Source organism: Spiroplasma endosymbiont of Nebria brevicollis, from assembly GCF_964030895.1.
GTDB lineage: Bacteria > Bacillota_I > Bacilli_A > Mycoplasmatales > VBWQ01 > Spiroplasma_E.
On record NZ_OZ034986.1, the window covers coordinates 562,554 to 587,790 of the forward strand.

At 30.6% G+C, this 25,237-nt stretch carries 20 protein-coding genes, 3 rRNA genes and 1 other RNA gene; 21 read left to right on the plus strand and 3 right to left on the minus strand.

The window, feature by feature from the left end:
• The first annotated feature begins 263 nt into the window (after positions 1 to 263).
• The 5 genes from AAHM98_RS03305 (at position 264) to AAHM98_RS03325 (ending at position 5,339) form a co-directional block, all read left to right on the plus strand.
• Complete coding sequence (locus AAHM98_RS03305) at positions 264 to 1,004, plus strand: RsmE family RNA methyltransferase (RefSeq protein ID WP_342277056.1); 741 nt, start codon at positions 264 to 266, stop codon at positions 1,002 to 1,004.
• Positions 997 to 1,971: a Gfo/Idh/MocA family oxidoreductase gene (locus tag AAHM98_RS03310; RefSeq protein WP_342277057.1), complete on the plus strand. Its 975-nt coding sequence runs from the start codon at positions 997 to 999 to the stop codon at positions 1,969 to 1,971. The genes AAHM98_RS03305 and AAHM98_RS03310 overlap by 8 nt, the downstream gene beginning before the upstream one ends.
• An 11-nt stretch (positions 1,972 to 1,982) precedes the next feature.
• Positions 1,983 to 2,651, plus strand: coding sequence for a deoxyribose-phosphate aldolase (gene deoC, locus AAHM98_RS03315; RefSeq protein ID WP_425289604.1), 669 nt, complete (start codon positions 1,983 to 1,985; stop codon positions 2,649 to 2,651).
• 48 nt (positions 2,652 to 2,699) lie between these two features.
• Positions 2,700 to 4,052 (plus strand): flavin monoamine oxidase family protein, encoded by a 1,353-nt coding sequence (locus AAHM98_RS03320; RefSeq protein WP_342277059.1) that lies wholly within the window; start codon positions 2,700 to 2,702, stop codon positions 4,050 to 4,052.
• A gap of 675 nt (positions 4,053 to 4,727) precedes the next feature.
• Positions 4,728 to 5,339 (plus strand): hypothetical protein, encoded by a 612-nt coding sequence (locus AAHM98_RS03325; protein WP_342277060.1) that lies wholly within the window; start codon positions 4,728 to 4,730, stop codon positions 5,337 to 5,339.
• A gap of 66 nt (positions 5,340 to 5,405) precedes the next feature.
• Here AAHM98_RS03325 and AAHM98_RS03330 read toward each other — a convergent pair whose 3' ends face one another.
• Positions 5,406 to 5,975, minus strand: a complete 570-nt coding sequence (locus AAHM98_RS03330; protein WP_342277061.1) for an IS1595 family transposase — start codon at positions 5,973 to 5,975, stop codon at positions 5,406 to 5,408.
• A 166-nt stretch (positions 5,976 to 6,141) separates the two neighbouring features.
• Between AAHM98_RS03330 and AAHM98_RS03335 the strand changes: the two genes are divergently transcribed.
• The 8 genes from AAHM98_RS03335 to rrf all read left to right on the plus strand — a co-directional run bounded on the left by AAHM98_RS03335 (position 6,142) and on the right by rrf (position 17,643).
• Entirely contained in the window at positions 6,142 to 6,606 is a 465-nt protein-coding gene (locus AAHM98_RS03335) for a hypothetical protein (RefSeq protein ID WP_342277062.1), read from the plus strand.
• A 437-nt stretch (positions 6,607 to 7,043) separates the two neighbouring features.
• A complete protein-coding gene (locus AAHM98_RS03340) occupies positions 7,044 to 7,499 on the plus strand; it encodes a Pr6Pr family membrane protein (RefSeq protein ID WP_342277063.1) in 456 nt (151 codons plus the stop codon).
• 616 nt (positions 7,500 to 8,115) lie between these two features.
• Positions 8,116 to 8,700, plus strand: coding sequence for a hypothetical protein (locus AAHM98_RS03345; protein WP_342277064.1), 585 nt, complete (start codon positions 8,116 to 8,118; stop codon positions 8,698 to 8,700).
• Between the two features lie 342 nt (positions 8,701 to 9,042).
• Complete coding sequence (gene rpmF / locus AAHM98_RS03350) at positions 9,043 to 9,255, plus strand: 50S ribosomal protein L32 (RefSeq protein ID WP_342277065.1); 213 nt, start codon at positions 9,043 to 9,045, stop codon at positions 9,253 to 9,255.
• A 224-nt stretch (positions 9,256 to 9,479) separates the two neighbouring features.
• Positions 9,480 to 12,503 carry a DEAD/DEAH box helicase family protein gene (locus tag AAHM98_RS03355; protein ID WP_342277066.1) on the plus strand — a complete coding sequence of 1,008 codons (3,024 nt, stop codon included), beginning with the start codon at positions 9,480 to 9,482 and terminating at the stop codon, positions 12,501 to 12,503.
• 299 nt (positions 12,504 to 12,802) lie between these two features.
• Positions 12,803 to 14,327: ribosomal RNA gene (locus AAHM98_RS03360) — 16S ribosomal RNA — on the plus strand.
• Positions 14,328 to 14,519: 192 nt separating this feature from the next.
• Positions 14,520 to 17,455, plus strand: a 23S ribosomal RNA gene (locus AAHM98_RS03365).
• Between the two features lie 81 nt (positions 17,456 to 17,536).
• Positions 17,537 to 17,643 (plus strand): 5S ribosomal RNA (gene rrf, locus AAHM98_RS03370).
• The 16S, 23S and 5S rRNA genes sit together here, the layout of an rRNA operon.
• A 118-nt stretch (positions 17,644 to 17,761) precedes the next feature.
• Here rrf and AAHM98_RS03375 read toward each other — a convergent pair.
• On the minus strand, positions 17,762 to 18,142 hold the full coding sequence (locus AAHM98_RS03375) for a RidA family protein (protein ID WP_342277067.1): 381 nt from the start codon (positions 18,140 to 18,142) through the stop codon (positions 17,762 to 17,764).
• Positions 18,143 to 18,890: 748 nt separating this feature from the next.
• Between AAHM98_RS03375 and AAHM98_RS03380 the strand changes: the two genes are divergently transcribed.
• Entirely contained in the window at positions 18,891 to 19,199 is a 309-nt protein-coding gene (locus AAHM98_RS03380) for an HU family DNA-binding protein (RefSeq protein WP_342277068.1), read from the plus strand.
• Between the two features lie 171 nt (positions 19,200 to 19,370).
• Here AAHM98_RS03380 and AAHM98_RS03385 read toward each other — a convergent pair whose 3' ends face one another.
• Entirely contained in the window at positions 19,371 to 19,658 is a 288-nt protein-coding gene (locus tag AAHM98_RS03385) for a Holliday junction resolvase RecU (RefSeq protein WP_342277069.1), read from the minus strand.
• A gap of 78 nt (positions 19,659 to 19,736) precedes the next feature.
• Between AAHM98_RS03385 and AAHM98_RS03390 the strand changes: the two genes are divergently transcribed.
• The 7 genes from AAHM98_RS03390 (at position 19,737) to ffh (ending at position 25,190) form a co-directional block, all read left to right on the plus strand.
• The gene (locus tag AAHM98_RS03390; RefSeq protein WP_342277070.1) at positions 19,737 to 20,054 is read left to right on the plus strand and encodes a DivIVA domain-containing protein; all 318 of its coding nucleotides are present in this window, start codon (positions 19,737 to 19,739) and stop codon (positions 20,052 to 20,054) included.
• 29 nt (positions 20,055 to 20,083) lie between these two features.
• Positions 20,084 to 20,429: RNase P RNA component class B (rnpB, locus tag AAHM98_RS03395), an RNA gene on the plus strand.
• 47 nt (positions 20,430 to 20,476) lie between these two features.
• On the plus strand, positions 20,477 to 20,764 hold the full coding sequence (locus tag AAHM98_RS03400; RefSeq protein ID WP_342277071.1) for a nicotinamide-nucleotide amidohydrolase family protein: 288 nt from the start codon (positions 20,477 to 20,479) through the stop codon (positions 20,762 to 20,764).
• Positions 20,765 to 20,779: 15 nt separating this feature from the next.
• Positions 20,780 to 20,944, plus strand: coding sequence for a CinA family protein (locus tag AAHM98_RS03405; RefSeq protein WP_342277072.1), 165 nt, complete (start codon positions 20,780 to 20,782; stop codon positions 20,942 to 20,944).
• A 49-nt stretch (positions 20,945 to 20,993) separates the two neighbouring features.
• Positions 20,994 to 21,992: a recombinase RecA gene (gene recA / locus AAHM98_RS03410; protein ID WP_342277073.1), complete on the plus strand. Its 999-nt coding sequence runs from the start codon at positions 20,994 to 20,996 to the stop codon at positions 21,990 to 21,992.
• A 151-nt stretch (positions 21,993 to 22,143) separates the two neighbouring features.
• Positions 22,144 to 23,718, plus strand: a complete 1,575-nt coding sequence (gene rny / locus AAHM98_RS03415) for a ribonuclease Y (RefSeq protein WP_342277074.1) — start codon at positions 22,144 to 22,146, stop codon at positions 23,716 to 23,718.
• 116 nt (positions 23,719 to 23,834) lie between these two features.
• Positions 23,835 to 25,190: a signal recognition particle protein gene (ffh, locus tag AAHM98_RS03420; RefSeq protein ID WP_342277075.1), complete on the plus strand. Its 1,356-nt coding sequence runs from the start codon at positions 23,835 to 23,837 to the stop codon at positions 25,188 to 25,190.
• Positions 25,191 to 25,237 lie beyond the last annotated feature (47 nt).

A 25,237-nucleotide genomic window follows, 5' to 3' on the forward strand; every position in this document is an offset into this window, starting at 1 on the left:
ATATTGAAAGTGCCACTCACTTATTTAGTGAAACATTCTATCCTTTATTATATATATAATAAAGTGTGAATTATGCTCTAAAGGGCATATTTTAACACTTATTTAAAACTAAAAATTTTATCTACTCATCTATCTAATAGGAGTAAATAAGAACGTGAACTATCCCTTGTAACAAAAATTATAAATGATATTTATTTTCTGTTTTAAGTAATTGTTATTCGTTTCTATAACCTTATGTTATAATCAACTTAGAGAGGTGGATTATGGAATGTTATTTTACCAAAGATAAAGCCGACAACACTTTAATATTAGATACTGATGATAGCAATCATGCAATTAAAGTGATGCGACATAAAATCAATGATGAAATTATCGTCATTTATGAACAACAAAAATATCAAACTAAAATCATTATTACTAAACCTAATGTGCAATGTGAAATTATTAAACCATTAACTAATAGTAATGCTGAATTATCATGTAAAATTACTTTAGTAATGGCATTATTAAAAGAACAAAAATTTGATTATGTTATTCAAAAAGTCGTTGAATTAGGCGTTCATCAAATTGTACCAATGCAATTAAAACGATGTGTTAGTGTATTAACAACGCAAAAGGCAGAACAAAAAGTAGCAAGATGACAAAGTATTGCTAAAGCTGCTGCTAAGCAAGCTAACCGTAATATTATTCCCATTATTAGTCCTACTGTATTTATGATTAAAGACTTAGCACCATATAAGTCACAATTAAACTTAGTAGCTGATGAGAATGGCAATGATACTACTTGAATTGCTTGCTTTAATAAGAAGTTGTTAACAACAACGATTGTTATTGGCCCTGAAGGTGGTATTACACGTGAAGAAATTACTGATTTTCACAACCTTGGCTTTAGTAGTATTAGTCTAGGAAAACTAATTTTGCGAGCTGAAACTGCACCATTATTTTTAATATCAATTATTAATTATGAAACAAATTTAAAACTTAAAGGAGTAAACAATGATTAAGATGGGTATTATTGGAACAGGTGAAATTGTTCAAAGATTTTTAAAACAAGCTAAACAAAATAATAAAATTAAAATTAATTGTATGTATTCACGAACTTTAAGCAAGGCCCAAGAATTTGCTAAAACCTATGACATTCCCAATGCAACAGATAATTTAAAAACAATGGTTAAACATGTTAATGCTGTTTATATTGCTTCACCAAATGGTTTGCATTTTGAGCAAACTAAATTTTTCTTAAGTAATAACATTCATGTACTAGTAGAAAAAACAATGACATTTACTGTTACAGAAGCACAAGAGCTAATTGATTTAGCTCGTAAAAATAACTTAATTTTACAAGAAGCATTTATTACTGTTCATTTACCAATTTTTACTAAACTAAAAAAATTAGTCCATGAAATACAACCAGAAGTAGTTAATCTTAATTTTAATCGTGTTTCATCTCGGATGCCAATGGTCGAAAAAGGTATCTATGATTCAGTTTTTGACAAAGATTTAGGTAAAGGTTCAACCTATGATAGCTTAGTTTATCCCTTAGAATTAGCATTATATTTATTAGGAAAAGTAACTTCTGTTAAAGCAGTAGCAACCAAACTACCTAATGGTGTTAATTTAGCTAACTATGTTATTTTAACCCATGAAAATAAGACTATTACTACTATTACTTGTAGTAAAGGTGTAACCTCATATGCTCCTAGTGAATTCATTGGTCATGATAGTAGCGTGACTATTGATAAAGTTCATCCTTTAAGAGGAATCAAAGTTTATAATAAGCATGGTGTTAAAGAATATAGTGATGACACTAATAGTAGTACCTTGATGATTTATGAATTAAGAGATTTCATAAAAATGATTATGACCAAAGATTATTTAAGCCGTGACTATTGATTAAATCATAGTCTAATGAATTTACAAGTTATTGCAGCAATTATTAAAAGTGAAAATGAAAACGGAGTTGAAGTATAATGAAAAACATTATTAATTTAAATGAGTATATAGATCATACCCTTTTAAAACCAGATGCTACTTTGACTATGATTAAAAAATTATGTCAAGAAGCCAAAAAAGCTTATTTTAAAACAGTTTGTATTAATCCATTTTATGTTAAACATGCTGCTAGTTTTTTAGCAGATAGTAATGTTAAAGTTTGTACAGTTGTCGGATTTCCGCTTGGTGCTAATGCTACTAGTACTAAAGTGCAAGAAACAGTTACTGCTAGTAAAGCAGGTGCTACTGAAATTGATGTGGTTATTAATATTGGTGCCTTAAAAGATAATAATCAAGCAGTAGTTTTACAAGATTTACAAGATGTTCGTGCTGTATGTCCTAAAAATATAATTTTAAAAGTAATTATTGAATGTTCATTATTAAATGAAGAAGAAAAAATTATTGCTTGTCAACTTGTAACCAAAGCCCAAGCTGATTTTATTAAAACTTCTTCTGGTTTTGCTGGTGGTGGGGCAACAGTGGCTGATATTAAATTAATGAAAGATAATATTGGGCCTAATGTTGCTATTAAAGCCTCAGGTGGAATTAAAACTAAAGATGATGCTTTAGCGATGATTGCTGCTGGAGCAACAAGAATTGGCACTAGTAATGGTATATTAATTATTAATAATAAGTCTAATGATAGTGAAGGATATTAGTTAACGTTTATTAAGAATATTAAAAAGAATTGAATGGAGCAATTTAAAATGATAGAAAATAATGATATTAAATATGATGTTATTATTATTGGCAGTGGTTTTTCTGGTTTAGCAGCAGCTTTAAAACTAGAACAAGAAAATAAAAATCTTAAAATCTTAATGATTGAAGCTGACAATAGAATTGGTGGCCGTAGTTTTTCTAAATATTTAGATGATGGTACTTTAATTGAATTAGGAGGTCAATGAGTTGGTCCTAAACACGAACAAATGCTAAAATTAATCAAACAATTTAATTTAAAAACTTATGTTACTCCGCCATTTAATAAAGGAAAAAATTTATATTTTTACAATAATACCATCCAAGAATTACCAAGTGCAGAGTTTAATGCTCTTGTCAAAGAAATTGATAAACTAACTAACTCTATTAATTTAGAACAGCCATGAAATCATCAACAAGCAAAACTATGAGATAAGATTACATTTCAAAAGTTTATGAAAAATTATAAAAGTGATAGTTGAGTAAAAATTTTAATTGAAAAATTAATTGCTCCTGCCTTAGTATCAATTGATTCTAATAAAGTATCTTTACTACAAGCCTTATTTTATATTGCTAGTAATGGTGGTTTTACTTTTGCTACTAGTGCTAATAAAGGTGCTCAAAATTACCGAGTTTTAGGAGGAACTTGACAAATTGCACAAAAGATTGCTGATAGTTTAAAACAAACTAAAATCATTTTAAATGAAGAAGTTACGATGATTGATGATGCTAAAAACCAAGTGATTATTACAATTAATACTAATAAAAATTACTATGGAAAACATTGTGTTTTAGCATTATCACCAGTTGTTATTAACAATATTAAGTTTAAACAATCATTACCAAAAGTATGCAAATCATTATTAGCTAGTTATAATTCTGGTGGTGCTTTAAAAGTTCACTTTGTTTATTCTTCACCATTTTGGATAAAGGATAATAAATCAGGAACTGTTAATAGTTGTCAAGGTTATATTAGTGAAGTTGTTGATAATACTACTCCTGGTAGTAAAAAAGGAATTTTAACAGTATTTATTTATGGAGGAAAAAGAACTAAAATTTTAAATTTTTCTGAAAATGAGCGAAAAGAACTATTAATTAATGAATTAACAAATTTTTTTGGTGATAAAGCAAAAGCCGCAAAAGAATATATTGAATTTAATTGAATAGAAGATTCGTGAACAGGTGGCTGTTTTGTTGCTAATTTAAAACTAGGTGCTTGAGTTAAATATGGTGAATATTGAAAACAACCAATAGGGTTATTACACTTTGCTGGCACTGAAACAAGTTCATATTTTTATGGTTATCTTGAAGGAGCAATTTTAGCAGGTCAAAGAGTTGCAAATGAAGTTATTAAAAACTTATAAAAATAAATGTCAATGACTTTTTAAAATTAATTTGGAATAAATAAAGTTTTTGTTGTTCTTCACTTGACAAAGGTAGTTAGTAAGGACTTATTCTTACTAACTACCTTTTTATTATGGAAAAGTATGCGCATTTACCTCAAGGTTTTATTTGCATAATAATTACAACTTACAGTTCTTCAGCAACACAAAAATTCCAAGTTTGATGCTTAGATTTTAATAGTTCTGTTATTTTTTTTGATATAAAAGTTGTTGATGGTGGTGTAATATTCACTAGCAAACTTTCTTTTATTTTTTTATACAACTTAATTGTAATAGAAGGTTTATTAATTAAGATTTACTATATTATAAAATTATGGGATAACTAAAAATTAGTTTTCAAGTATAGCTTACGGCCAACTTATTTACTCAACAAACTCCAACAGAGAATATTATGTTATTATTAGACTAACAATTTTAGAAACATAGAAAATGAAAAAAGTCAGAAAACATGCCGTTTATGCACTACAATAATAGGCATATAGAATTAATATAAACTCTTAAAAGTTTAAATAACAAAAATTATTTTATGCATTATAATAACATTAGTGAATTATTCAAACTAATATGTTGTACATAAAAGTATTGAAAATAATTTCTCACGTCTAATTTAAATTTAACTTAAGGGGGTTAAAATATATGAAAAGTATAAGAATACTATTAAAACTATTAGGTGCCGTTACTTTAACAGCAATTCCAGTAGTTACTGTTATAGATTGTGGTAACGAAGAAGATGAAGGCAAGTTATTACTAGATAAAGTATCAATAAATTTAGGTTTAACAGATGCCTCAGGAAAGGGTTTGAAAGCTATTATGCTTAATTGAGATAATGATAAACCTTATTCCGCAATTAAGAGTAATGATATTTTAGTTACTAAATTATTAGAAGGCGATGCTACTACTGGTGAAGCCAAAGCTAAGGATAAAGAAAGTTTTGATTTTTTAAAATCTGTTTTACAACAAAAATTAAAATCAGGAACAACATTTGAAGATGGTACTTTTGATGTAGCAGAAGTTGTTAAAATTAAGTATAAATTGTCCAATATAAAAATTTTTGCTGCTAAATTTGTAGAACCAAATGATGAAGAAAAACTTATTGTAAATGATGGAGCATATAATTTACAATTCTTTAAAGAAGATGATAGTACAAATTTAGGTGATAAATATAAAGTAAAAGTAGAAACTAACACTGATGCTTTATTTAATATGGCTTTTATCCCTTTATGTACTTTTTTAAATTTTATCACATAAACAAGAATAAAAGCCTACCTAGGAAATTATCCCCGCATGTACTTATATTAAGCACAATATAAGTGTTTAAAAAGTTAGAAGTTTATTAAACTTATATGCAGATTCTTTGGCATATAAGTGAATTTTTTCTTTTGAAACCCTGACATGAGTTCTGAAAGTCTTCCTCAAATGTTTTCACACTGACTCAATTTGGTTTGTGTTGACACCATTTGATGACACATAACCAAATTGATGATTTACTGTTTCATGTTTAGGATAAGAAGTTTTAAAACTTTGATATCCTTTTCAAGAATCAGTAAACAATGGACAGCTAACAGAAATGTGCTGCAAAGCAAACTTCAAAAGGTTTTTCTTGTCTGCTTTTTTTAAAACTTTCACAATTAAATTATTGGTTGTTTTTTCATAAATGCCAACAATCAATGTTTTATTCAACAAAGATCTCCCTTGTTTTTTTGAACCCATATGTGAAAGATACATTTCATCCATTTGTGGAATGCCATTGATAATGAGTTGTGATTCTTGTTTTGCAATTCTATTTCTGATTTCATGATCCATTCTTCAAGTTGTTTTATAAGTCACACCTAATTCTTTTGTAAGAACTGTTGCAGAGGTATGCCATGCTTGGTGTTTATTCATCTAAAGATAAGATAAAATCAAAATGTCAATTTGGTTTGTGACTTATAAAAAATGGTGCCATGTAAGATGCTAAATGTTTGATGACATTTCAAACATCTTATTCTTCTAAAATCAGAAACATTTAGACATTTGGTGTCACACTTGATACATTTAATTGTTTTCAAATTTGCGATATATTTTAAACAATCTTTTTCTGTTTGAAAACTGTTGTTGAACTCGTTGAGTTTCATTTTTTCCTCCACAAGTACATGCGGGGATAATTTCCTTTAATATTTTTGGCGCTAGTGCTCGTATTAAATTAGGTTATAAAGAATTTGTTTATTCAGGAAGTCCTATTGAAAATTTTAAAAGTAGCATAAAAAATGATGTTGCTAAAAACGATTGGGTGAAAAATAAAATAGAGGTACCATTAATAAGTAAAAAAAGAACTGAACCAGCTATCAAATTTAATAACTTTGAAGAACTAGTTGGTTGAAAGTCAAAATTTAATGTAAATAAATATACTCAAGTTATAGAAGGTAATCCACGTTTTGCAGAATTCGATAGCCTATCTTTTTCTATAAAATTAATTAAAAATAAAGAAGAAATAAAATTATCTAAACAGCAAATTATATCTATTATTAACGATTAAAAGTTATAAACTAAGTTTATTTTAATAATTGCGAGGTTCAAAATTAAGATCAGTTCTTGCATTAAAAAGGTAAATTATATTAAAATTAATAATTATTGAAAGCAAAAAATACAAAACAATTTGGTCATTACGCTAAAGATTTTGAAAAAGAAAAATATCAAACACTAGCTAATGTTATTAAAGAATAATGAAAACTAGTTTCAAACAATTCTGTCTGATACAATAATACCAATTAAATATGAGAGGAAAAATTGAATGAAGAAATTTATTAAATTTTATTGTCAGGATTGAAAATTTTGATTTAAAATTATATTATTGTTATTTTAAGTGTCTTTGGATTATTAACTGATTATCTTTGAAATGTTTTACATTTAAATAAAGTAGTAATTACAGATGCAACAGGTAAAAACATTTATCTTTGGGCAGTTTATGATGAAATGGGAAGAATTAGCCATTGAAATTATATTGGCTATACATTGTCATGATTATCATTTTTTACAACTCAAACCAATGTTTTAGTTTTAGTTTGATTTTTTATTGCTATAATAAAACATCTTCAAGAGGGAAAAATTAAACTATTACAATCATATTTTTCGTTATCAGTGACAGTTTATATTACAGTCACTTGTTTAGTGTATAATTTTTTATTATTGCCAATGGCATTATTAAATAATAGTAATAGTATGGGTTTAACTAGTTGACAGTGGCTATCACAACTTATTTTGCATACTTTTGTGCCAATTTTAGCAGTAGTATATATTATTATTTTTGCCAAACATTCTCAGTTAATTCCAACGAAAATGTTTTACAAACAAAAACTAGGATTATTTTTTATTTATCCTGTTATCTATCTTACTTTATGGAATTGCAAAAGGATTATTATGTGAATATAGCGGTATGCATACTATAGTATTGCCTATCAATATTTCTTTTTACAAGTTACTAATCCAAACATTTTAGGTCTTCCTGGAACAGTATGATTAATTATTGCCTCATTTTTAATTTGTGTCATCATTGTTGTATCTACAGGATTATACAATTTTTGGTATTGATTGATTGAAAGATATCATGCAAAGAATAATTAAAGTAACAGATTTATTTTTTATGAATAAATAATAAGATTTTTTACTAAGTTGCTTTCGAGAAGTCTACTCTCATCTACTGTATAGCTGCAAAACATTTTATGTTTCTACGATACATACTTTTCCCATATGATACCTCCTTGAGACATAATCAAAAGATAACTAGTAAGACATTATCATAAGATAACGACAACTTTTTAAAATTAATTTGTATGACTATTATTGATTTTTCATTCAATTATACTATAATTTATATAGGTCTACATCTTTCACATTTAATGTGATTGCTCAAATGTAGTGTTGATGTCTGAGATAGTTGTAAAACTGTCTCTTTTTTTAAATCCACAATCCAGATAATAAATTCAATATTTAACTTGCTCATTATAAAATAATTTAGTGAGCATTTTTATATTAAAGGAGAGAAAAAATGAAAATACAACAAGAGTTATTAATCAATGATATTTGGATTATAAATTATTCTGTTCCTTATAAAAATACTTTATTAAGACCATTTATTATTACTAATATCATCAACAACATTGTTTATGGAATTCCGTTAACATCTTTTAATAAAAAACGTTATATGCCTAATTTAGGCGATATAATATTTCAAGAACAATACTTAATCAAAAAATCAATTATCAAGCCATATCAATTATTAATTCACATAAGAAAAAACAACTTTGTTAATAAAATTGGTACTGTAAATCCGGAGTTAGTAAAAAATATTAATAATAAAATTGATAATAACATTAGCAAGTATTTATCTATGAAAAACATTAATAGTATTATGCGTGAGTATTTAATTGAACGACAAAATCAAAAAATTGAAGTTTTACAGCAAGAAAATAATGTTCTTAAAACGGATTTATTGAATACTAAATTTCAATTACAACTCAGACAAAAAGATAAAGAATTATTTTTAAAAACCACCAATGATAAGGTAATTATTCTAGAACAAAAAATTGAAAATTTGGAAAAGAAATTAACATTAAAAAATAAAAAATGTTAATTTATTATTGTTCGAGGTAAACCGAATCCGACCTGTTAAAGATTATGATAACCACATTAAAAACCTTCATCATCAAACATAAACTATTAAAGATACTAAAAATAATGATTATGTAGAATCCAATCAATTAAAACTCAACAGTTTAATCAACTATTTTCACAAGTTCAATTTATAATCATAAACCAACGATGATAATTACTGATGTAATTTTATACAAGATTCTTGGTTGAGACATTATCATAAGATAATGACAAATTTTTTTAAAAACTTACAAAAATAAATAGATTTTTCTTGCATTTCAATATATAATTTATAAGACCCAAAAGTAAGGAGGCAACAATTATGGCTGTACCAGCAAGAAGAACGTCTAAAATGCGTAAGAATACTCGTCGTGCTCACGATGGACTAACTGTAACAACAACAACTAACTGCTTAAATTGTGGTTCAGTAACTAAACCACACCATGCCTGTATGAAATGTATGACATATAAAGGTGTACCAATTACTAACCCATTAAAACAAGCACCAGTGGTTCAAGTTGAAAACAAAAAATAAGTTTTAACACAAACTTTAAATAAATATCCCTCTATATATTTGAAAAAATATTGCAGAGGTTTTTTATTTTTAAATTATTTTTTATTTAACTCTGTAATAAAAAATGAGAGATTTACTAATATGTTGGGCTTTAATCTATCTTAACTTTATCTAATTAACCATTGCAATTATATTGACAACATATCATAATTAAACATAATAAGCAAGAGGGAGGGAACATCACAATGAAAAATAATGGATACTATGATTTGCTATTAAAACTAAGCGATAATATTAATGATAACTATCAAATTTCTTCTATTAATAATGAAAAACATAACATTAAAGATATCGATAGTTATCTTATTAAGCAATTATCTAGTTTACTCATTGAGCAATTGAAAACTATTAAACAACCTACTGATAAAATTATCTTTCTTAATAAAATGATAAGTAGTTTTACAACTCATGAGTTTAGTAACAATATCTTATTACACGTTAACAATAAAAATACCGAAGATTTTATTAATCATGACATTCGTTTAAGCGACAATTACCTTTTTACCAATGATAACCAACAAGCACTTATTAATCAACTAAATAAAGAAATCAAAACTTGTGATGAAGTGTATTTTATTTATCCTTTTATTGCTAATTCCTTAATTAACAAACTTCGAAGTGCTTTTACATATGCTACTAATCATAATATTCCTATTAATTTTATTACTACGACCTTTGATGAGATGGCGTTATTTGTTAACCTTTATACTTTAGTAAAGTTAATTAAACAATATCCCAACATTAAAATTAGAGTGGAAAATAACTTAGAAAAACGTAGCGAACGTATTCATATTAAAGCTGCTATCTTTAAACGTAAATCAGGATTTTCATCAGCAATTGTTGGTTCATCTAATTTAACGACCAAAGGGATGATTCTTGGCAAAGAATGAAACATTAAAATCAATGAATTTGATAATCAAAACCTTTACCAAAACATTTTACAACAATATCACAAACTATGAAATGATAGATTAGTAGATTTAAATGATGAGCAACAACGGATTGAATTACTAGCTAAAATAGAGTATAACCGTAGTCTACTTACAAAAACCGATAATGAATTTCTTCCAACTAATTATTTCCTTTATGATTTTCAAGAACAATTAATTAATAAATTAATTGTACGCAGAAAACTAAATAAAAATAACCACTTAATAGTTATGGCAACAGGTGTTGGTAAAACTGTTATTTCAGCGTTTGACTATTTAACACAAATCAAAGAACACAATGGTCACAAACCATCGATTTTATTGCTTGGACACCAAACAGAAATCGTTGACCAAGCACTTTTAACGTTTCGCAAAGTTTTAAACGATAAAACGTTTGGACAAAAATTAAATAGTAAAGATAAAAACTATGATTATCCATATTTATTTGCTACCGTGCAAACCATTCATCGTCATCTTCATAAATTTCAACCCCACCAATTTAACATTATTATTTTTGATGAAGCTCATCACTTAGGTGCGAGAACTTTTCAAACCATTATTAATTACTTCCAATCACAACAAACAATTGGTCTAACAGCCACCCCGGAACGCGAAGATAATAAAAACATCCTTACGTACTTTGACAATGAATTTGCCCATGAATTACGAATATGAGATGCTATTAATGAAAAACTATTAGCACCTTTTGACTACTATTGTATTGATGACATTAGTAGTAACTTAACAGGAGTTGATTTAAATAACGAACAACAATTATTTAAAAACCTAAATACTGATAGTAGAAACCAAGTATTACTAAGTGTTATTAATGATTATATTGGATTTTACAATACTCCTGTTTGCGTTATCTTTTGTATTAATATGACTCATGCCCAAATCATTGCTACTTTTTTACAAAGTAAAGGATTAAAAGCTGATTACTTAACAAGCAAAGTTAATACTAACAGAAATAAGATAATTAATAGTTTTAAAAAACGACAAATTAATTATTTATGTGTCGTTAATATGTTTAATGAAGGAATTGATATTCCCGAAATTGATACTATTATCTTATTAAGACCAACCAACTCAAAAACAGTTTACTTACAACAGTTAGGACGTGGTTTACGTAAGATTGAAAATAAAAATAATTTAGAAGTTTATGACCTCATTGCTAATATTGATAAAAAATATGATATTACCTTAGGTATTAAAAATTTATCTAATTCCCATCTTACTAACAATAATTTTAATAATTTAACCACTAGTTTTAATTTACCTGCTAATTGCACTATTACTTTAGAACCTCGAGTACAAGCAGTTATTTTAAGTAATTTAAAACAATGATATCAATCACGAAACCGTATTCATTTAGTAATTAAAGAATACTATGAACGTTATCAAGACCATGGTATTAGTAAAATTTGTCAAGACTATGACTTGACAATTCAAGAATTTTATAATTATTTTAATGATTTTTACTTGCGTGTCGGAAAAAATATTAAAATATATGAACCACATGCCAATGATAGTAATCGTAATCAAAACATTTTAAAACAATTTTTATTTCTCAATGACTACCAAATCATTAACTATTTTTATTTACGATTAAGCAATAAACTACCCAAACCACAAATTAACTATCATTATGATAACTTATTAATATCTTCACTACTCTATGAAGTAACAAGCATGATGGTTTTCATAACTATTTTTCCTAAGCATGAAACAATTCCTGATTTAATTACTCATTTTATGAACACTAACCAGCTAATAGTTAAAGAATTAATTATCATTTGTCAAATCATGCTAGCAACCCAAACCCTCTTAACTAATGAACGCCAACTTGCAAATTACCCACTATTATCATATCAAGCAACGTTTACTGTACGTCAAGCATTATGTGCTATTAATCGTGTTAACTTTATTAAACAGTTAGGACCACTTAAAATCATTGCTTTTCAAGCAGGACATTTAACGTTCAATGAAAATAAATCTGTTATCTTTGCTGATGTCGATGGTTCTAACTATGGAAAACTAACTAGTTACAATCACCAAACCAAAACTTACTATTGGTCAATCCCTGAAAGCAAAACCATTAATTCAAAATTAGTTTGCGATTTAATTAATCCAAATATTGAAAAAATATTATTTTTAAACAATATTATTAATAAAAAATTTCCTAATTTAAATTTAAAACTTTATGATTTTATTGGTCTTGGTCAATATCAAGACATTATTGAAAGTGATTACATAACACTTAAATTTAAAATTAATTAATCAATGCCCAATGTAAATTTAGTAAATTAGGCTATATTATAGAATATTTTTTTAACTTAGAAGTGCTTATCATGACTGAAAAAGAAGCACTTAAAATTAAGTAAAAATTATTTATTTTTTTCTTGTAATTATGTTGACATTGGTTATTGGTTGCTGTAATATTCCTATTGTGACCAAAAACAAAGTGGTCGCAAACCAGAAAAAACGATCTTTGAAAACTAAATAGAACAAGAATTAATCCGTCAATTTTTATTAAAAAATTAAATAAGTCAGACATCATTCTTTTAACAAAAAACAATTTTATTGAGAGTTTGATCCTGGCTCAGGATTAACGCTGGCGGCATGCCTAATACATGCAAGTCGAACGGAAGTAGCAATACTTTAGTGGCGAACGGGTGAGTAACACGTATCTAACCTACCATTTAGTGGGGAACAACTGTTGGAAACGACAGCTAATACCGCATATGTTATTAGTATGAAAAACTAATAATGAAAGGAGCAGCAATGCTTCGCTAATTGATGGGGATGCGGCGCATTAGCTAGTTGGTAAGGGGTAATGGCTTACCAAGGCAATGATGCGTAGCCGGTCTGAGAGGACGAACGGCCACATTGGGACTGAGACACGGCCCAAACTTCTACGGAAGGCAGCAGTAGGGAATTTTTCACAATGGGCGAAAGCCTGATGGAGCAATGCCGCGTGACTGATGAAGGTCTTCGGATTGTAAAGGTCTGTTGTAAGGGAAGAAATACTATAATAGGAAATGATTATAGGATCGACGGTACCTTACCAGAAAGCCACGGCTAACTATGTGCCAGCAGCCGCGGTAATACATAGGTGGCAAGCGTTATCCGGATTTATTGGGCGTAAAGCGTGCGTAGACGGTTATGCAAGTCTGAGGTTAAATTTAGGGGCTCAACCCCTAACCGCCTTGGAAACTACATTACTAGAGTATAGGAGAGGTTAGTGGAATTTCATGTGTAGCGGTGGAATGCGTAGATATATGAAGGAACACCAGTGGCGAAGGCGGCTAACTGGCCTATTACTGACGTTGTGGCACGAAAGCGTGGGGAGCAAATAGGATTAGATACCCTAGTAGTCCACGCCGTAAACGATGAGTACTAAGTGTTGCCAAGAGGCAGTGCTGTAGCTAACGCATTAAGTACTCCGCCTGAGTAGTATGCTCGCAAGAGTGAAACTCAAAGGAATTGACGGGGACCCGCACAAGCGGTGGAGCATGTGGTTTAATTCGAAGCAACGCGAAGAACCTTACCAGGTCTTGACATACCTTGCAAAGCTATAGAGATATAGTGGAGGTTAACAAGGATACAGGTGGTGCATGGTTGTCGTCAGTTCGTGTCGTGAGATGTTTGGTTAAGTCCAGCAACGAACGCAACCCTTGTCCTTAGTTGCCAGCATTAAGTTGGGGACTCTAAGGAGACTGCTAGTGTAAGCTAGAGGAAGGTGGGGACGACGTCAAATCATCATGCCCCTTATGATCTGGGCTACACACGTGCTACAATGGCTGATACAAAGAGTCGCAAAACCGCGAGGTTAAGCCAATCTCAAAAAGTCAGTCTCAGTCCGGATTGAAGTCTGCAACTCGACTTCATGAAGTCGGAATCGCTAGTAATCGCAAATCAGCAATGTTGCGGTGAATACGTTCTCGGGTCTTGTACACACCGCCCGTCAAACCATGAGAGTTGGCAATGCCAGAAGTTGGTGTCCTAACCGTAAGGAGGGAGTCACCCAAGGAAGGGTTGATGATTGGGGTTAAGTCGTAACAAGGTATCCCTACCGGAAGGTGGGGATGGATCACCTCCTTTCTATGGAGTTTAATTTCTTTCGAGAAATCAAGACAACAAGAAAAATCAGATGTGTGACTTATTGGATTAATTTAATTGTTCTGTTTAGTTTTCAGGGATTGTTATCTCTGAGTAATTGTTCTTTAAAAACTGGATAATAGACATCTTTTAAAAAAAATAAGATAAATTTTATCTTGCAATAGGATATTCTAAAAATAAATTATTAAGAGCGTATGGTGGATGCCTTGGAATTGGAAGACGAAGAAGGACGCGATTACCTGCGATAAGCTTTCGGGGAGCTGGAAATAAGCTTTGATCCGGAGATGTCCGAATGGGGAAACCCACTATCTTTAATCAGATAGTACTGCATAACGAATACATAGTTATGCAGAGTGATACCTAGAGAATTGAAACATCTTAGTACCTAGAGGAAAAGAAAGCGAATGCGATTCCCTTAGTAGCGGCGAGCGAAAAGGGACTAGCCTAAACCAGTCGTCAGACTGGGGTTATAGGGAGCCACTAATTAAGTTTGAAGGAGTTACAAAGTTTACATATAGCAGAAGTTGTTGGGAAGCAACGCCATAGACGGTGAAAGCCCAGTATGCGAAATGTGTAGATCTCCTTGGTAAACCCTGAGTACGGCGAGGCACGTGAAACCTTGTCGGAATTTGCGCAGACCACTGCGTAAGGCTAAATACTAACCAATTACCGATAGTGAACCAGTACCGTGAGGGAAAGGTGAAAAGTACCCCGAGAGGGGAGTGAAATAGTTTCTGAAACCATATGCTTACAACAAGTCGGAGCCCGTTAATGGGTGACGGCGTGCCTTTTGTAGAATGAGCCGGCGAGTTACGATTACATGCAAGGTTAAGTCGCAAAGACGGAGCCGAAGTGAAAGCGAGCCTGAATAGGGCGTTTAGTATGTGGTCGTAGACCCGAAACCAGGTGATCTAGCCATGAGCAGGTTGAAGTTGATGTAACAGTCAATGGAGGACCGAACCAACGTTCGTTGAAAAGACCGTGGATGACTTGTGGCTAGCGGTGAAATTCCAATCGAACCTGGAGATAGCTGGTTCTCCCCGATATAGTTTTAGGACTAGCGTCAGAATTAGTGCAACGGAGGTAAAGCTCTGAATGTATGATGGCCCCACCTCGGGGTACTGAATGCAATTAAACTGCGAATGCCGTTGTTACATGTCTGGCAGTCAGTCTATGGGTGATAAGGTCCATGGACGTGAGGGAAACAGCCCAGATCATCAGCTAAGGTCCCCAATCAATACTAAGTGGAAAACGATGTGGAATTGTTTAAACAGCTAGGAGGTTGGCTTAGAAGCAGCCATCCTTTAAAGAGTGCGTAACAGCTCACTAGTCGAATGATTCTGCGCGGAAAATGTACCGGGGCTAAGTATTGTACCGAAGCTATGGGTCTATATATATGTACGCATATATTGTGGGCGGTAGGGGAGCGTTCTAATCTGCAACGAAGCTAGACCGGAAGGACTAGTGGAGCGTTTAGAAGTGAGAATGCCGGCGTGAGTAACGATTGAAGGTGAGAATCCTTCATGCCGATTGACCAAGGTTTCCTGGGCTAGGTTCGTCCACCCAGGGTTAGTCAGGACCTAAGGCGAGGCCGAAAGGCGTAGTCGATGGACAACAGGTTGATATTCCTGTACCACCATGGTGACTGATGGAGTGACGAAGAAGGCTAAAATATCCCAGCCGTTGGTTGTGCTGGGCTAAATACAAAGAGGGGTGTGTAGGCAAATCCGCACAGCAATAACCTTGAAGTATGATGGGGAGTGAACGGTTCGCCTAGTAACGAAGTATTTGACGCCAAGCTTCCAAGAAAAGCTTCTAAAGACATCATCATGGTGCCCTGTACCGAGAACGGACACACGTGGTCAAGGAGAATATCCTAAGGCAAGCGAGATAACTATAGCTAAGGAACTCTGCAAAATAACCCCGTAAGTTAGCGAGAAGGGGAGCTCATAGCAATATGAGTCGCAGTGAAGAGGTCCGGGCGACTGTTTAGCAAAAACACAGCTCTGTGCAAAGTCGTAAGACGAAGTATACGGGGTGACGCCTGCCCAGTGCTGGAAGGTTAAAGAGATTTGTTAGCGCAAGCGAAGCATTGAACTGAAGCCCCAGTGAACGGCGGCCGTAACTATAACGGTCCTAAGGTAGCGAAATTCCTTGTCAGGTAAGTTCTGACCCGCACGAAAGGCGTAACGATCCGGACGCTGTCTCGGCTATAGACTCGGTGAAATCTTAGTACCTGTGAAGATGCAGGTTACCCGCGATTAGACGGAAAGACCCCGTGGAGCTTTACTACAACTTGATATTGAATTTTGGTGTAGTTTGTACAGCAATAGGTGGGAGACGTTGATATGCAGACGCAAGTAGGCATGGAGTCACCATTGGGATACCACCCTTGCTATATTGAAATTCTAACTTGAAACCATGATCTGGTTTAAGGACAGTGTCTGGTGGGTAGTTTGACTGGGGCGGTCGCCTCCTAAAAAGTAACGGAGGCGCCCAAAGGTACCCTCAATATGAATGGAAATCATATGTAGAGCGCAAAGGTAAAAGGGTGCTTGACTGCGAGACATACAAGTCGAGCAGGAACGAAAGTTGGGCTTAGTGATCCGGCGGTGCTGTGTGGAAAGGCCGTCGCTCAACGGATAAAAGTTACCCCGGGGATAACAGGCTAATCTCTCCCAATAGTTCATATAGACGGGGAGGTTTGGCACCTCGATGTCGGCTCATCGCATCCTGGAGGTGTAGTCGCTTCCAAGGGTTGGGCTGTTCGCCCATTAAAGCGGTACGCGAGCTGGGTTCAGAACGTCGTGAGACAGTTTGGTCCCTATCTGTCGTGGGCGCAAGAAATTTGAGGAAAGCTGTTCCTAGTACGAGAGGACCGGAATGGACCTACCTCTGGTGCACCAGTTGTCACGCCAGTGGCACAGCTGGGTAGCTATGTAGGGCATGAATAAGCGCTGAAAGCATCTAAGCGCGAAGTCAGTTCCAAGATGAGATTTCTCATTCGAAAGAAGTAAGATCCCTTGAATACTACAAGGTTGATAGGTCAGGTGTGTAAGCATAGTGATGTGTTTAGCTTACTGATACTAATAGATCGAGGATTTATTAAAGATATTCTCTATTGCAAATCAAAAGTAATCAAATTTAAAGATGTCTATTTCTAGTTTTTAGGGAGCAATTGCTGTAAACTATTTGGTGTCAATGGCGGAGTGGTCACACCTGTTCCCATCTCGAACACAGCAGTTAAGCACTCCAGCGGCGAAAATACCAGTAATGGGAAAATAGCACGATGCCAAATTTTTTATTATTTTTTTACAAATCTTAATTTTAAACATTAAGATTTTTTTATTTTGTTTAAATACTAAAAATTAATTAAAAGGTTGCCTACTTATTTACAAGTAGGCAACCTTAAACTTTTATTTTAAGTAAGCAATAGCTTCAATCTCAATTAAAGCATCTTTAGGAATACGAGCAACTTGGACAGCAGCTCTTGCTGGTTTATGGTCACCAAATAGTTCTCCATAAACAACGTTCATATCCATAAAATGGTTTAAGTCTTGTAAAAAAATATTTACCTTCACAATATGGTTTAAAGTAATTTTAGCAGCTTCACAAATGGCTTTAATGTTTATTAAACATTGTTTAGTCTGAGCAGTAATATCCTTCCTAGCAAACTCACCTGTGACACTATTAATAGGTAGTTGTCCGGAAATGTATAAGAAGTCACCAGCAATTATAGCTTGACTATAAGGACCAATCGCAAAAGGGGCTTTATCAGTTTGAATGGTTTTATTCATTGTTATCACTCTTTCTCTATATAAATATTTATGATGTTCAAATTAATCCTTGTGTTGATCTAAACATTTTTGCAAAGCAGGAGATTAATTTTTTTAAGTTAATAATATAACCTATATTAGCAACTTGAACTATAACTACATTTTACCTGATTTTAGTTTAATAATTAATAAAATTTTAATTATATAACAGGTTGAAGTATTTATTAAACTTATCTAATTCATGGTTGTAACTTTTGATTTGCAATTAGATTCAGGTTTAACTATTGTTAGTGTAAGGAGTTTTAGATTATAAGTATTTGTTTAAAGATAAAAAATATTCATTTTTTTGGAATCTTTGGTAAGTTGTTTTGGACATAAATAAGAATAAGTTTTTTGATTTATAACAAAAGTAAGTGATACATGATAATTCGTCTTACGTCAATTATTAACATTTAAAGTTTTATTATAACTAGTAAATAATCAATAATTTTTTAATTTTTTCAAATATTTTTCTTACAATTTTCTATTATCATTATAGATAATTTTCAATTTTATAACACTTATAAAATTAATTTATTTTAAATATTTTTTTTAACACTTATTTATTAATTTTTCTTGATTTATTTTCGAAAAAATCAAAATTTATAGTTCATTTAGTTAAAACTTATTATATAATTTTAAGTATAAACCAGTATCATTTTTAATTTGGTTTGAAAAAAAGTTATAGTAAAAAAATATAACTTTTGAAAACATGAGGAGGAAATCTTTTATGACAAAAGGTAATACTAAAACTAAAGCAGATATTATTAAATTGGTTGCACAAAAGTGTGACATTACTATCATCTCTGCAACTAGTATTATTGATGCTTTTTTTGATGAAGTCAAAAACGAAATTGCTAATGGAGGAAAAATTAATATACCTAAATTTGGTATTTTTGAATCTATTTTACGTTCTTCAAGGATAGGGCGTAATCCCCAAACTGGTGAAACTATTACAATTAATGCTTCTAAGGCACCTAAGTTTAAAGCAAGTTCTGAATTTAAAAAACATGCAAACAAAGTAGAAATTAACATTTAAAACAAAAACTTTAAAAAATCAAGAGAAAATGGATATAAAATTTCTAACTTATGTCCATTTTTTATTATCTCTTGATAAGAAAGATTTTTTTTATTTAATTTTATGGTTTTTAATTGTTCTCAAAAAACTAAAAAATATTCATCATATTGTCAAAAATAAATGATAATAAAACTAATCCCCCCCAAGATTAAAAACATTTTCTAGATAATCCAACTGATGAATTTTAAAATTATTTCAGAGTAGTGTTAAACTTTTAGTACTTTTAGCTTCAAAACATAAGTATTTACCTTTGTAAATACCATGATAGTCAACATTACTTTTTTCCATAAACTTACCATGTTTATTACTCATAGTTAGAGGATTATGTTTAAAAATTAATGCTCGTTTTTCATTATTTATTATTTCAATAGTATAATTAATTATGGCTTCCAAAAACATGCCACGATTTGCATAAAACATAATTATCAACTCCTAATGATAACTAATAAATTGCAAATAACTTTTCTTTTTAATTTACAAATAAAGTGAGGTTTAATTATGAATATTAATAAAAAAGATATAATTAATAAAGAATTTAGTGTTGACTATAAAGGTTATAACGCACAAGAGGTAGACTTATTTTTAGATTTAGTAGCTTCTAATTTTGAATTGTTAGAAGAGTATGTTACTAAACTAAAAAAACAAAATGAAATTTTAGAAGCAGATAATAATAAAATGTTGTTAGAAAATGATAGTTTAAAGACACACCTAGTAATTTTAAAACAACAAAAACAAAAATTAGAAGCAAAAGGTGTAGAGAACATTGATATTATTACTAGATTAAGTAAATTAGAAAGTATTGTACATGAAGAATAAATATGATATAATCTTATCCTAAAAGAATAAAAAATGAGCTAATCGCTGCAGTAATATGTAGAGGAAAGTCCACGCTCGCACTTTCTGTGATGAAAGTAATGTTTGTGTTAGAGGAAACAATAACTCTAAGCAGTAATCCTGACGGCTGACAAGAACCTAAGTTTGAAAAATAAGGTTGGCGTCTATAAAAGTGTCATAGAGACGAGTTTTAGGGAAACCTAAAGTATGGAACGAGGTAAACCCCACAAGCGAGAAACCCAAATTTAGGTAGGGGCATTGGTTTATTGGAATCGAACAATAAACCGAACTATTGGAAACAGTGGTAGATAAATGGTTAGCACTTGCAAATGCAAGAACAGAACGTGGCTTATGATTTTTTTATTCTTTTTTTCTTTTAAAATATTTTATTGAAGGTTTAAAAGATGAATGAACTTATAGAATTAATAGAAAGATTAAATTTTAAAATTAGTTCTTGTGAAAGTATTACGGGTGGTCTTTTTGCCCAAAAATTTACTATTATTGCTGGTGTTTCACAATACTTTAATGGAGGTATTGCAACATACAGTGATGAAGCTAAAATAAATATTGCAAAAATTAAAAAACAAACTATTAAAAAATATGATTCAGTTAGTAAAGAATGTGCATTAGAAATGGCAATTAATAGTCAAAGCATGTTTAAAACAGAAGTTGCTATTAGTTTTTACTGGTAATGCTGACCAAGAACTATGGAAACTAAACTAATTGGTTTAGTTTACGTGGGCATTGTTATAAATGATAAAACTTGATGTGAAACTTTTCAATTTGTTGGTAACAGAAATGAAATTAGAACTCAAGTTGTAGAACAAGCAATAATTATTTTAAAAAAGATTTTATTAAATTTTAAAAAATAAAAAAAGGTATCACCTCGTTTGCACGTTAATTGTTTACGAGGTGATTTTAATGCAAGAAAAAAATTTGCAAACAAATATTAAAAGTAAAGAAGATTTGGTTTCAATAGCCATGAAACAAATTGAAAAAGAATTTGGTAAAGGTGCTATTATGTTATTAAGTGATAGTACTATTACTGATATAGAAGTGATTAGTTCGGGTAGTATGTTATTAGATGATATTTTAGGAATTAAAGGTTTTCCTAAAGGTCGAATTATTGAAATTTATGGTCCTGAATCCGCTGGTAAAACTACATTAGCATTAATGGCTTTAGCACAAGCCCAAAAAATAAATGGTAAAATAGCTTTCATTGATGCTGAACATGCTTTAGACCGTCAGTATAGTCAAAAACTGGGAGTGGATATTAACTGTTTATTAGTATCACAACCAGACTCTGGTGAACAAGCTTTAGAAATCTTAGACATTTTAGTTAAATCGCAAGCATTAGATATGATTGTCGTTGATTCATTAGCAGCATTGGTACCACAAGTGGAACTTGATGGTGATATGACAGAACAAACAATTGGCGCTCAAGTTCGATTAATGTCCAAAGCCTTACGAAAACTAAGTGGTAGTATTGCTAAAACAAATTGTATTGTTATATTTATTAATCAAATTCGTGAAAAAGTTGGTATTATATATGGTAATCCTGAGATAACACCAGGTGGCAAAGCTTTACGGTTCTATAGTAGTATTAGATTAGAAGTACGGAAAGGTGAACAATTATTAAAAAATAGTCAAATCATTGGACATAATAGAAAAATAAAGGTCGTAAAAAATAAAGTAGCACCGCCCTTTAAAACCGCCATTATTGATTTCTATTTTGCGCAGGGATTTTCACAGCAAAGTGAAATTATTGATATTGCCGTTGAGAAGGGAATTATTAATAAATCAGGTGGATGGTATAATTATGGAGAAATAAAATTAGGTCAAGGAAAAGAAAAAGCAAAAGAAAATTTAGAACTAAATACTACACTTTTAAATGAAATTAAGGCACAAATCAATTTTTAATTTTTACAATTAAAACATGTTAAAATTAAGACAGGATAATAATCCTACGTATTTGTGTTGAGATTAGAAAAACTGTTATTATTGAATTTTAATTTTTTCAATTTTAAGGCGTCTTATTTTTCCTTGCTATCAATCAAGGAGAGGATATATTATGAAAATTAGTATAACAACATTATTAATAAGTATAATTAGTGGACAAATGGGAATATACTTGAGTATAATAATAGCGATAACACTGACTATAGGGATAATAGCAGGTGTTTTTATTAGAAAATTTTATTTAAAGAAACAAGAAGAAAAAAGTTTGGATAACATTAAACAGAAGGAAAAAGAAGCACAAAAATTAATTCAAACTACAAAAGCTGATGCTAAAGTTGAAATTGCTAAACTAAGAAAAGATTTATATGCTGAAATTGATTTTCGCAAAGAACAAAATTTAGATTATGAGAAAATATTAAATAAACGTGAGCGCAAGTTAACTGAACGAGAAGAAATAATTGAAACACAAACTCAAAATCTTTATCATCAACGTGAAATTGTTAAAAATATTAAATTAGATTATCATCACAAAATTGATCAAATTATTGTAGAATTAGAAAAAAACTCTGGTATGAGTAAACATGAAGCTAAAGAAGAATTGTTTAAAAAATTAGAAGAACGCTTGTCATTAGAATTTAATAAAATGATTAAAAATCATGAATACAATACTAAACTACAAGCAAAAGAACTTGCTAACAATATCATAAGTGAAGCGATTGAACGTTATGCTAGTAACTTTGTAGTTGATAAATCAGTTGCTTATGTTAAGTTGCCAAATGATGAAATGAAAGGACGGATTATAGGAAAAGAAGACCGTAACATTAAATCATTTGAATTAACTGCTGGTGTTGATATTATTATTGATGACACACCAGAAACTATTCAAATTTCATCTTTTAATCCTATTAGAAGAGAAATTGCCACTAGGGCGTTAGAAGATTTAGTTAAAGATGGACGTATTCATCCCATTAGAATTGAAGAAGTTTTAAAATTTCATGAACAAGAATTAAATGAAAACTTTAAAATTGATGGTAAAAAAATAATTGATGAACTAAAATTAACCAATTTTGAACCAGAATTAGTTAATTATATTGGTCGTTTAAAATATCGTACTAGTTATGGTCAAAATGTTTTATTACATTCCTATGAAGTTGCTAAATTAGCAGGTACTATGGCTGCTGAATTAGGACTAGATATTAATCTAGCTAAACGTGCTGGTTTACTACATGATATTGGAAAAGCAGTTGATTATGAATTAGAAGGTTCACACGTTTATAACGGTGTTATCCTAGCCAAAAAATATGGTGAAGAAGATATTATTATTAATGCTATTCATTCTCACCATGGTGATGTTCCAAAAAATAATATTTATTCTTGTTTAGTGTCAACAGCCGATACATTATCAGCAGCACGACCTGGTGCTCGTAATAATTCATTAGAAGAATTTATTACAAGAATTAAAGAAATTGAAGATTTATGTAAAACGATTAAAGGTGTTGATAAAGCCTATGCTGTGCAAGCAGGACGTCAAATAAGAGTTATTGTTGACCCAAATGTTATTAATGATATTGATGCTCACACATTAGCTCGCACGTTAAAAGAAAAATTACAACGTATTATTACTATTCCTGGTGATATTCATATTACTGTGATTCGTGAAGTTCGTGCTACAGAATTAATTAGTTAAAATTTGAAATATAAATCAAAAATATAAGTTGTTAAGTGCTTATATTTTTAATGTTTAAGATAAATTTAATGTTAAAATTAAATATGTCTTAAAAAAACAAGAGGTGAATAACAAATATGAGTTTTGCTGATATGATGTCGAAAAAAGTCCAAAAAACTTTAGAAAAAAATTTAAGTAAAAAAACATTAACATTGGAGAACATGGAAGATACAATTAAAGAGTTCAGATTAATTTTATTAGAAGCTGACGTTAACTTTCGTGTTGTTAAAACTTTAATTAATGAAATTACTGCTAAAGCCAAAGGTGAGTTTATTAAAGAAGGTTTAGACCAAAAAGAAATGCTAGTTAAAATCATGCATGAAGAATTAACAAAAATTATGGGTGCTAAAAATATTGAACTTAATCTATCTGGTAATCTGGCAGTGATTATGGTTGTGGGTTTACAAGGTTCAGGAAAAACAACAACGATTGCTAAATTGGCTAAGCTAATAACTGATAAATATAAAAAACGATGCTTATTAGTTGCAGGTGATATTTATCGCCCTGCTGCGGTTGAACAATTAAAAGTTTTAGGAAAGAATCTACACATTGAAGTATTTTCATTAGAAAATGAAACACCACAAACAATCGTTAAAAATGCCCAAGCATATGCTGATAAAAATAAATTTGATGTTGTCTTAATTGATACAGCAGGAAGATTACACATTGATGAAAAATTAATGAATGAGTTAGTGGATATTAAAAAAATTACTCAACCACAAGAAATCTTATTAGTTTGTGATGGAATGGCTGGTCAAGATATTATTAATGTTGCCATTGAATTTAATAATGCTATTCCTGTTACAGGAAGCATTATTACTAAATTAGATGGCACAGCCAAAGGTGGTTCTGCCCTTTCGATTGCTTATTTAACTAAAATTCCTGTTAAGTTTTTAGGTATGGGTGAGAAAGTTACTGATTTAGAAACTTTTTATCCTGAGCGAATGGCGGAACGAATTTTAGGTATGGGTGATATTGCCACATTAATGGAAAAAGCTCAAAGTACTGTTTCCTCTCGTGACGTTGAAGAAACTATGAATCGCATGATGTTAGGACAATTTGATTTAAATGATCTTGTTAATCAAATGAAACAAATTAAGAAAATGGGTAAATTAGGTTCATTAGTAAAAATGATTCCAGGTATGTCTGCTAAGATTAGTGAGAATAAGATTAGTGATGCTGAAGCTGATTTAAAAATTGCGGAATACATTATCGCGTCAACAACTGCACAAGAACGTGAAAAACCACAAATCTTACGTTATCCAACTCGTAAAACACGAGTTCTAAAGGGCTCTGGTCGTAGTGAAAAAGAATTAAATAAAGTTTTGAATCAATTTGAAAAAACCAAAAAAGTCATGGATCAAATTGCTGGTCAAATTAAACGTGGTGAAATGCCAAGCATTCCTGGTATGGAAGATCTTATGAAAAAATAATGTTAAAAAATGTTAAAAAAAATAATTTATATAATTTTATAACTTAG